Source organism: Flavobacterium sp., from assembly GCF_029242675.1.
GTDB lineage: Bacteria > Bacteroidota > Bacteroidia > Flavobacteriales > Flavobacteriaceae > Flavobacterium.
Window position 1 is genome coordinate 1 of sequence record NZ_JAQWTM010000324.1, and the last position, 10,954, is coordinate 10,954.

Here is a 10,954-nt window from a genome sequence, read left to right on the forward strand (position 1 = left end):
CAGCGAATACCAAATTCAAGAAATTAGATCAAGAGCTTTACCGCAAATAGCCGCTAACGGGAATTTAACACACAATCCTATCATTCAAACTACAGTTATTGACGGAGCGGGTTTTGGCGCACCGGGAACGACAATCCAAGCTGCTTTTGGGCAAAAATGGGTATCTACTGCTGGGGTTTCATTAACACAAGCCTTGTTTGATCAAACGGTTTTTACAGGCTTAAAAGCAGCACGAACCACTCGTGAATTTTATCAGATTAATGATCAATTAACGGAGGAGCAAGTGATCGAAAACGTTGCTAACAATTACTACCAAGTGTATGTATTGCGTCAAAAATTAGTTTTGGCCGAAAGCAATTTAAATACCACCACTAAAGTAAGAGATATCGTAAAAGGACAATTTGATAACGGTCTTGCCAAAAGAATAGATTTAGACCGAATGAATGTTAATCTTTCGAACATCAATACACAGAAACAGCAAATTATTAATGCTGTTCAATTACAAGAAAATGCTTTAAAATTTTACATGGGAATGCCTATGGAGTCCCAAATTAATATTCCACAATCGCAATTTGAAGTAAGCCCATCCGCTCTAACGGATAGTCCAAACGTTTCAAACCGCAGTGAATACTTATTGATGAAAAAGCAACAAGAATTGCTTGAGTTGCAAAAACAATCCATTGTAGCGGGATACTATCCTACACTATCACTTTCTGCTAGTTACAATTATATTGGTCAAGGCCCTCAACTGCCATGGTTTGCAAAACCTTCTGATGGCGTATATTGGTCGGATTTTGCCGCAATAGGTTTAAATCTGCGTATTCCGATTTTCAGTGGTTTTGGAACTAGAGCCAAAGTAAGACAAGCTGACGTTGCCCTACGCACCATCGATGAGGATATCAAAGACACACAGTTAGCATTAGACTTAGACTTTAAAAATGCCAGTACGCAAATCGAAAACAGTTTAATTACTCTGAAAAACCAAAAAGAGAACATGAAACTGGCTGATGAAATATTAAAAAACATAAACAATAACTATTTACAAGGTCTAGCTTCGCTAACAGATTTGCTAGATGCTGAAAACGCATCGACTCAAGCGCAAAACAATTATACTGCTGCCATTTTAGATTACAAACTAGCAGAAATAAAATTAATCAAATCAAAAGGACAACTAAAAACTCTTATCAATAACTAAAATGAAAAAAAATATAACTATCGCACTTGTAATTATTGCTTCTTTAGCTTTAATCGCCTTTATTTTAATGAAAAATAAAGCTGCCAATGAGGAAAAAATAGCCATTGTTGCTGAAAAAAATGCTAGCGTTTCTGTGAAAGTAGCGGGAGTAAAAACTGAAGAAGTCAATTTGGATTTTATTGCCAACGGAAACTTTGAACCAAAACAACAACTTGCTTTCTCTGCTGAAAAATCAGGAAAAGTAATTAGTGTTCTTGCTAAAGAAGGTGATCGCGTAAGTGTCGGGCAGACTCTAGCTATCATGAGAGGAGATGCCATAAACATCAATGCGCAAGCTGCAGAAGCGGCGTACTTAAACGCAAAATCAGACTATAATCGTTTTGAAAATGCCTACAAAACAGGTGGTGTAACGAAACAACAATTAGATCAATCAAAAGTGGCTTTAACCAATGCTGATGCTATGTACAAACAAGCACGTTTGAATGTAGGCGATACTAGAATTAAAGCACCGATAAGCGGAATCATCAACAAGCGTTTTATTGAGCCTGGATCGATGCTTTCGGCTATGCCTCCAACACAACTTTTTGAAATAGTAAACGTGAACACGCTTAAACTAATCGTGAATGTTAATGAATCACAAGTAGCTACTTTAAAAACAGGAACAGCAGTAACCGTTACCTCAAGTGTTTATCCTAATCAAGAATTTAAAGGAAAAATTACCTTTATTGCGGCAAAATCAGATAGTAGCTTAAATTTTCCAGTTGAAATTGAAATTGCTAACAATGTAAATAATGACTTGAAAGCAGGAATGTACGGTACCGCTTTATTTAAATCAGCGCAGCAAACACAAAGAATGACTGTAATACCACGAAACGCCTTTGTAGGTAGTGTTAGTAGCAACCAAGTATTTGTGGTTGAAAACGGTAAAGCTTTCTTGAAAACGGTAACTGCTGGTAGAATTTTAGGAGATAAAGTAGAAATATTAGCTGGTTTATCAGATGGCGAACAAGTGATTACAACAGGTCAAATTAACTTGCAAAACGGTAATCCAGTAGAAATTATCAAATAAAGTAATTAGTGAACTGTAAATAGTTAGTAACAAATAGCTTTTTACCGTATCGCTGTCACTAGTCACTAATCACTCTTATAAAATAAAAAAATGAAACTAGCAGAAATATCCATAAAACGTCCCTCGTTAGTCATTGTACTTTTTACAATACTTATTTTAGGTGGGATCTTCAGTTATAGTCAACTAGGCTATGAATTGATTCCTAAATTCGAGACCAACGTAATCACAGTAGCAACGGTTTACCCCGGTGCTTCCCCTAGTGAGATTGAAAACACGGTTACTAAGAAAATTGAAGATGCCATTTCTTCATTGGAAAACATAAAAAAAATCGACTCCAAGTCATATGAAAGTCTGTCAATTGTATCGATTACCCTGACTTCTCAGGCTAATGTAGATAACTCTATGAATGATGCGCAACGTAAAATCAATGCTGTATTAAGCGATTTACCTAATGACGCTGATCCACCGTCATTGACCAAATTTTCCTTAAGCGATTTACCAATTATGACTATTGGTGCCAATGGTAAAATGGATGAAGTTGCTTTTTATGACTTGATCGACAAAAAAATTGCTCCCGTTTTATCCCGTGTGCAAGGAGTAGCACAAGTAAATATCATTGGTGGTCAAGAACGCGAAATCCAAGTCAATCTTGATGCAACAAAAATGCAGGGATACGGTCTTTCGATCCCGCAAGTACAGCAAATAATTTTAAGCTCTAATCTTGATTTCCCAACGGGAAATATTCAAACGAGAGAGCAAAAAATATTAATTCGTCTTGCTGGAAAATACAAGAATGTTGACGAATTAAGAAACCTGATTGTATCTTCTAAAAACGGAATTCAAATTCGATTAAAAGACATTGCTGATGTACAAGATGCACAAAAAATAGCGGAAAAAATTGCTCGAATAGACCAAAAAAGTGCAATTGTATTACAAATCGTAAAACAATCAGATGCAAATGCAGTGGCTGTTAGTGAACAGCTAGTAAAAACTATTGCAACCTTGGAAAGCGATTATAAAGCCAATGAGGTGAAACTAGAGATCGCCAAAGACAGTACGATTTTCACGCTAGAAGCTGCTGATTCAGTACTTCACGATTTATTAATAGCAGTTGTATTGGTGGCCTTGGTAATGCTTTTCTTTTTACATAGTATCAGAAACTCGTTGATAGTAATGGTATCTATACCTGCCTCTTTGATCGCTACCTTTATTGGTGTTTACCTTTTGGGATACACGCTAAACTTAATGAGTCTACTAGGATTGTCGCTAGTTGTAGGTATCTTAGTCGATGACGCCATTGTAGTATTGGAAAACATTTACAGGCATATGGAGATGGGTAAAAGCCGAATTCGTGCTTCGTATGATGGTACTGCCGAAATTGGTGGAACGGTAACATCGATTACCTTAGTAATTGTAGTAGTGTTTTTACCTATTGCTTTAAGTAGTGGTTTAGTATCTAACATCATTACGCAGTTTTGTATGACGGTAGTAATCTCTACTTTATTATCACTTTTAGCATCCTTTACGATTATCCCTTGGTTGTCTTCTCGTTTTGGAAAATTAGAACACATTGAAGGAAACAACCTTTTTGGAAGAGTTATTCTTGGCTTCGAAAGCATGCTAACCCGCTTTACAAACTGGGTTACTAGCATCTTAAACTGGTGTTTGGATTACTACATCAAAACTATTTTAGTAGTTGTAGTATTGTTTTTCTCTTCAACTATCGGATTAGTGGGTGGTGGTTTTATTGGTGGTGAATTTTTTGCTGCATCGGATAGTGGTGAATTCTTAGTTCAAATCGAATTACCAAAAGATGCTTCGCTTGAACAAACCAACTTTATGACGCAAAAAGCAGAAGCTTTCTTGAAAACTCAAGAATATGTACAAAGCCAAATTACCACTATAGGTCAAACCTCTGAAGGAATGGGTGGTACGCAAGCTACAGCTTACAAAGCAGAGATTGATGTGAAAATGATTGACCAATCCGAACGTACGGACGATGCCTCAGTATATGCTGCGAGAATGAAACGTAAATTGGAGAAAGTTCTTGTTGGTGCCAAAGTAAAAACGGTTCCTGTAGGATTACTTGGAACTGCCGAAGACGCTAAATTAGGATTGATTGTTACGGGTCCAAATGTGGAGAGCGCCATGAAATTTGCCAAATTAGCGGAAGCTGAATTACGAAAAATCCCAGGTACAACCGAGATAAAACTAACTGTTGAAGATGGTAATCCAGAAGTAAACGTACAGGTGGACCGCGATAAAATGGCTGCACTAGGTTTGACTTTGCAAACTGTAGGTATGACTATGCAAACGGCATACAGTGGAAATACAAACGGTAAATTTAGAGCGGGTGAATACGAATACGATATCAACATCAAATACAATGCTTTTGACCGCAAAAATATAACTGATGTTAGTAACCTTATCTTTATCAATGATATGGGGCAACAAATTAAATTATCACAATTTGCTTCTATAACCGAGGGATCTGGACCAAGTAAATTAGAGCGTAGAGATAAAACAGCCTCTGTAACTGTACAAGGTCAAAACATTGGAGTATCGGCCGGTACCATTGTAACCCAGTGGCAAGAAAAATTAGATAAACTAGAAAAACCAACAGGTGTAAGTTACATTTGGGGTGGTGACCAAGAAAATCAAAGTGAAGGTTTTGGTACTTTGGGAATTGCGTTATTAGCAGCGATCATTTTGGTATATCTAGTAATGGTTGGTCTTTATGACAGTTTTATTCACCCGTTTGTGGTACTATTTGCTATTCCGTTATCGTTTATTGGAGCAATGTTAGCTTTAGCATTAACTAATAATTCATTGAATATCTTTACTATTTTAGGTATTATCATGCTAATTGGATTGGTGTGTAAAAATGCGATTATGTTAGTCGATTACACCAACCAACGACGTGCTGCAGGAGAAACGATTAGAACAGCTTTAATCCAAGCGAATCACGCTCGTTTGCGTCCAATTTTAATGACCACAATTGCCATGGTTTTTGGTATGTTCCCAATTGCATTAGCATCTGGAGCAGGAGCAGGTTGGAAAAATGGTTTGGCTTGGGTAATTATTGGTGGATTAATTTCTTCGTTATTCCTAACGTTGATTATTGTCCCCGTTATCTATGAAATCATGGAGAAAATCGTTGCTAAATTCTCTAAAGGAGAAAAAATTGACTACGAAAAAGAAATGGTTGCCGACTATGATCATATCGAATTAAACGAAAATGACTTTGGTGCGCAGCATTAAACGAAAAAATTGTTAAATACTAAAAAGCCTGTTCATTACGAACAGGCTTTTTTTATATATTAAACTTATTGATTGTTTCGAGACAAAACTTATATAATAGGCTTCCTATTTAATTACAACCATCAATCCCACAGCTGTCTCCTTCGTTGGCATTCAAGACTGTTAATTGTGGTCCAAAGCTTCCCTCTTCCCAAACTTTTTCTAAGGTTTTAACGAAAGTCTCCTCGTGCTGAGCTCCTGACACTGCATATTTATTGTCAAAAACAAAAAACGGTACGCCTTGCACACCTATTTGCTGCGCCATTGCGATATCATTTTTGACTTCTTGGCCGTAAGCATCACTATTTAAAACACCTTCTACAAGCTCTTTTTCCATCCCTACGGCTTCACCTAAGGCAATTAAGGTATCAGTATCATCTACATTCTTCCCTTCAGTCATATACGCTTTAAAAAGTAGCTCTTTTAATTCATCACCAACATTGTGTTTTTTTGCAAGATGCAACAAACGATGTGCTTTGTAAGAATTCGCTAAAATTGCATTTCCTAATTGGAAATCCAAACCTGAATTTTTAGCGTTTTGGGTCATATTTTCAACCATTTCAACAGCCCAATCTCTATCTTTACGGTACTTTTCGGCTAAATGATCATAAAGGTTATCCTCTGGAGAAGCTTTAAAGCTAGAATCTAATTGGAAACTTTTCCACTCTATTTCAATAGCATTTTGGTGACCAAACTTAGCTATAGCTCCTTCAATACGTCGTTTTCCTATGTAGCAATATGGGCACATTACATCGGACCATATTTGTATTTTTAATTTATTATCCATTATATGATTACTTTATAAAAATGTTATTTGTATATACAAATTTACAAAAACTAACAGGAATATAAGTGGTTTTAATCTTTAATTAAGATATAGCACAATTGAAAAAAACAATATGAAAATACTAGGGCAATAAATTGTAAATATTTATCGCTACCAAGCTTGAGACCGCGAATACAAATACAATAAAAGTGAATAAGCCAATTCTATAAAAAGAATCATCTTTACCATTAACCATTTTGTTTACTTTTCGTTTTCCTCTTCGTAAAGTAGCTACTTGATTTCCCATTTGAAAGAATTTTATACAAAGATGGTCGTTCTTCTTTGCTTTTACAATACCTGATTTTAGTGATTTTTCAAACTTTACAGCACCATATAGTTTGATATTGAGAAAATTGCATTTACTGAAGACCGCCTGTTTTTAGCGAAAAACACATAAATAGTAACACCCTTAGAGCCTTAGTTGCGAACTGAACTTAAATCTAGTACGGCCTACTTTTGTGAACTTGAACATTCACAGTTTAGCTTGAACGCAACTAGGATTTAGCAATCAAAATTTGCTTTACAATTACCCATTGAAGATAGCATCTTAAATTTAGAAATAATCAAAAACAAAACTATTCTTATTTTCTCACCTCAAATTTAATTTTTATAATCTCTAATAAATCAACACCTTAACTTGTTTTCTAAAGATAAATCAACATAAAACTGATCGTCGAATACAATTTATGGCACACATCTTGAATATAGCTAATCAAATAAATAATAATAGCGAAAGCCGAAAAGCTTAAGAGTAGGCCAATTTCAAAATAGAAGTATCATGAAAAAAATTACCTTTTTAGTTACTAGTATCTTCCTATTTGGAAGCAGTATAGCAAACGCCGCAGAAAAAATAGATTTTTCAGCTGTAAGAAAATCTCAAGTACATTTTAGAAATGACGACCCAATTGTTTTCGTGGAACGGGGCATTGAATTTTACGTGTTTCCTGACGGACAATTAGATTTTAATACACGTCCTACGACTAGTAGTAGCGATATGTATTACAGATCAAAATGGAACGACGGCGTGAATAAAACGTATGGCGCACCAAATAATAGCCGAAAAGCAAATTATGGTGTAAAAGTAGCCCATGACGATCAAGGTAGGGTTAGACAAGTAGGGAATGTGTTCATTAATTACGATGTTAACGACCGTGTGAAACGAATTGGCTCTGTGTACATGACTTACAACCGTTATGCATTAGAGCGTGTAGGTGGTTTAGAAATAATTTATAACCGTCGTGGTCAAATTGTAGATGTTGTTGGATCAGTAAAAGGCGGTAGAGACTATGCCTATAACCAAAACAGTTATCCAAATAATGGTAATAACTACGGCAACAATCAAAACAACAATGATGATGATAATTCCTACTACTTCCGTGCCACTGGAACTAAAAACAAAGTAGAAGACTCTAATTTATCAGGAACAGTTATCCTTAGAAACAATCCTAGATGAGATTAAGCCTTCAAATAACTTAAATCCCGCTAGTACTATCATATTTTGTACTAGCGGGATTTTTTAATGATTAAAACAACTTAAAAATAACTTCTCGCACATGTCAAAAGCGACTTAACAATAACATTTTCTGTTCTTTTTACACCTAAACCTATCTTATGTCATTTAAGATTATAATGCAGTACTACTATCGTATCAAAACACGCACAACATCACGAACAGAAAGTACGCTAAAACAAAAAACCATCAAAATCACTTTTGATGGTTTACTATATATTGAAGGCTTTAATCTTAAGCCAATAAATCCAATACAAACGATGGAAATAAACCTAACGCTATGTTTAATGCTAAAGCCACAATTGCTACCGCATAGATAACAAAAGGCGTACCTGTTCGTTCCTCATTAGATTCTTTATTGTACATAGCTACTATCAATTTAAAATAGTAACCTACACTTATTATAGAGTTGATCACGGCTATAATAACTAAGGTTATAAAACCAGACTGAATCATTTCATCAAACAAGAACAATTTCGCAAAGAAACCAGCAAAAATAGGAATACCTGCCATGGATAACAATGAGCCTGTTAATATAGCAGCTAACAAAGGATTTGTTTTTCCTAAACCATGAAAGTTAGTAATATCCTCGTTTTCATTATTTTTGCAAACGTATAAAACAACACTAAATGCTGCCATACCAGCCAATGCATATGCAGCTGTATAATATAACAATGCTCCTGCTGCATTAGAAATACTCAAAATCGTCATCAACATAAATCCTGCATGCGATATTCCTGAGAATGCAAGCATTCGCTTCACATTTACTTGACGCAATGCCATAATATTACCTACCGTCATTGATGCGATTGAAACAAATACAATCACTGTTTGGAACGATGGTGACAAGTCAGCATTTACTACTGTTAACAATTTAAATAAAGTAGCCATAGATACTACTTTAGCTAGTGTACTCATTAAAGCGGTGGTCAATGCAGGAGAACCTTCGTAAACGTCCGGTGCCCAAAAATGAAAAGGAACAGCTGCTATTTTAAATAACATACCTATTGTAAGCAAGGCAATCCCTATTGGAAACCATACAGGCAACTCAGCTGAACGAGATAGATCACTAATATCTACCACATCAAAACTACCAATGGCACCGTAAATCAAACAAATTCCAAATAGAATAATTCCTGAGGCAAATGATCCCATCAAAAAGTATTTCAATCCCGCCTCATTACTTTTTATACTTGCTCTATTACTCGAAGCTAATACATACAAAGCAATCGAAAGTACTTCTAATCCTAAAAAGAACATCGCTAGATTCCCAAAAGAAACCATCGCTACAGCTCCCGCTAACAAGAAAATCTTAATGGCGATATAATCTGATAATTTAGCCTGATGATTTTCGTAAAACTTGTGACTTAACGTAACAAGAAAAATAGTTAAGATGATAAACAATGCTGAAAAAGCAGATGAAAATTTACTTACAGCAATCATGTTATTGTAATAAGAATCTGGAGAATTAAATTCAGATATATCCAAACCAAGAACCGCCAATAAACCAATTACAGTTATTGGAATAATTCCCTTTCTAAGGTTAAATATTTCAAATAAAAGGCATAAAACACCTAATCCTATTATAGCTATTAATGTATTCATTTTTTTATTTGACTAGTTAATTCTGTTAATTTGATTTAAAATACTTTCTAAACTTGGCGTAATCAAGTCTGTGATTGGCTTTGGATACATCCCAAAGAAGAACAATACAGCAATAATACTTACCAAAGCTACACCTTCTTTGAAGCTAACATCTGCGAAAGCTTTTACATTAGTTTCTCCTAACATCACATGTTGGTACATTTTAAGCATATAGTAAGCTCCTAATATAATTGTCGTTCCACCTAATACAGCATACCATACATTAATTAAAGACAAACTATATAAAACGGTAAATTCTCCAACAAAGTTAAAAGTAGTTGGCAATGCCACTGAAGCCAATACCAATATTAAAAATAAGGAAGCGAATTTTGGAGCTTGTGTACGTATCCCTCCCATTTCTTCAATAACTCTAGTTTCATATCTTCTGTAAATAATGTCTGCAATAAAAAACAGACCTACAACTACAAAACCGTGCGCGATCATTTGTAAAACAGCACCACGTAATCCATCAAGCGTAAGGGTGTAAGCACCTGCGGCAATCAATCCTACGTGAGCAAGTGAAGAGTAAGCTAACAGTTTCTTTAAATCTTTTTGTCTTAAAGCTACTATTGATCCATAAATCACTCCTGCAATCCCTAAACCTAAAAGCATCGGTAAATACTCTTTAGCTGCTACTGGGGTAATTGGCAACTGCCAACGGATAACACTGTATAATCCCATTTTCAACATAATCCCCGACAAAAGCATCGTTCCAACAGCCGGCGCTTTTTGGTACACTTTGGCTTGCCAAGTATGAAAAGGAATCAACGGAATTTTAATTGCATACGCTAAGAAAAAAGCCCAGAAAATCCAAAACTGTTCTGTTCTTGTTAATTCTATAGCATACAAATCTTCAATTAAGAACGATCCTGCTTTTTGATATAAATACACAAAAGCGATCAACATAAATAAGGATCCTGCTAGCGTATAGATGAAAAACTTAATTACTGCATTCTTGCGCTCTTCGGCATCACCATTACCCCAAATCAAAGCGATGAAATAAATTGGTATTAATGCTAATTCCCAAAAGATGTAATACAACAAACCATCAGAAGCTAAGAAAGTTCCCGCCATAGCGAATGCCATGAACAAGATCAACGCATAAAACGCTTTCGCATTTTTATAGACATTCTCGAAAGAAGTAAAAATAATAATTACCGTCAAAGCTGTTGTCAACAACAACATAGCTAATGATAATCCATCTGCGGTAAGCGCAATTGAAACTTGTGGTTTATTAATCCATTGGTTCAAGACACTAATGTTTTCCCCAGCGTTAAAATTGTTTAATAATACAATGGTAGTTGCTAATGCACCAAGGCCAAAAAGTAATGCTACTATTGAAGCAAGTTTATCACCAGCTAAATAAGTTGCAAATGCGCCAACTAAAAGTATAATTAATATTAGAGATAC

At 35.3% G+C, this 10,954-nt stretch carries 8 protein-coding genes; 4 read left to right on the forward strand and 4 right to left on the reverse strand.

Annotated elements, in window-relative coordinates:
* From P8M54_RS11900 to P8M54_RS11910, 3 genes are all read left to right on the forward strand, one after another.
* A partial coding sequence (locus P8M54_RS11900; protein ID WP_300288088.1) for a TolC family protein occupies window positions 1-1,195 on the forward strand: 1,195 nt, incomplete at its 5' end.
* A gap of 1 nt (window position 1,196) precedes the next feature.
* Window positions 1,197-2,264 carry an efflux RND transporter periplasmic adaptor subunit gene (locus tag P8M54_RS11905; protein ID WP_300288090.1) on the forward strand — a complete coding sequence of 356 codons (1,068 nt, stop codon included), beginning with the start codon at window positions 1,197-1,199 and terminating at the stop codon, window positions 2,262-2,264.
* 90 nt (window positions 2,265-2,354) lie between these two features.
* The gene (locus tag P8M54_RS11910; protein WP_300288092.1) at window positions 2,355-5,525 is read left to right on the forward strand and encodes an efflux RND transporter permease subunit; all 3,171 of its coding nucleotides are present in this window, start codon (window positions 2,355-2,357) and stop codon (window positions 5,523-5,525) included.
* A gap of 109 nt (window positions 5,526-5,634) precedes the next feature.
* Here P8M54_RS11910 and P8M54_RS11915 read toward each other — a convergent pair whose 3' ends face one another.
* Window positions 5,635-6,351 carry a DsbA family oxidoreductase gene (locus tag P8M54_RS11915; RefSeq protein ID WP_300288093.1) on the reverse strand — a complete coding sequence of 239 codons (717 nt, stop codon included), beginning with the start codon at window positions 6,349-6,351 and terminating at the stop codon, window positions 5,635-5,637.
* A 121-nt stretch (window positions 6,352-6,472) separates the two neighbouring features.
* Window positions 6,473-6,637 (reverse strand): hypothetical protein, encoded by a 165-nt coding sequence (locus tag P8M54_RS11920; protein WP_300288096.1) that lies wholly within the window; start codon window positions 6,635-6,637, stop codon window positions 6,473-6,475.
* Window positions 6,638-7,168: 531 nt separating this feature from the next.
* Between P8M54_RS11920 and P8M54_RS11925 the strand changes: the two genes are divergently transcribed.
* Window positions 7,169-7,843, forward strand: coding sequence for a hypothetical protein (locus P8M54_RS11925; protein ID WP_300288098.1), 675 nt, complete (start codon window positions 7,169-7,171; stop codon window positions 7,841-7,843).
* 291 nt (window positions 7,844-8,134) lie between these two features.
* On the opposite strand, the gene P8M54_RS11930 is transcribed toward P8M54_RS11925, so the two are convergent.
* Both P8M54_RS11930 and P8M54_RS11935 read right to left on the reverse strand, forming a co-directional pair.
* Complete coding sequence (locus tag P8M54_RS11930) at window positions 8,135-9,505, reverse strand: NADH-quinone oxidoreductase subunit N (RefSeq protein WP_300288100.1); 1,371 nt, start codon at window positions 9,503-9,505, stop codon at window positions 8,135-8,137.
* A gap of 12 nt (window positions 9,506-9,517) precedes the next feature.
* On the reverse strand, window positions 9,518-10,954 hold a 1,437-nt coding region (locus P8M54_RS11935), incomplete at its 5' end, for an NADH-quinone oxidoreductase subunit M (RefSeq protein ID WP_300288102.1).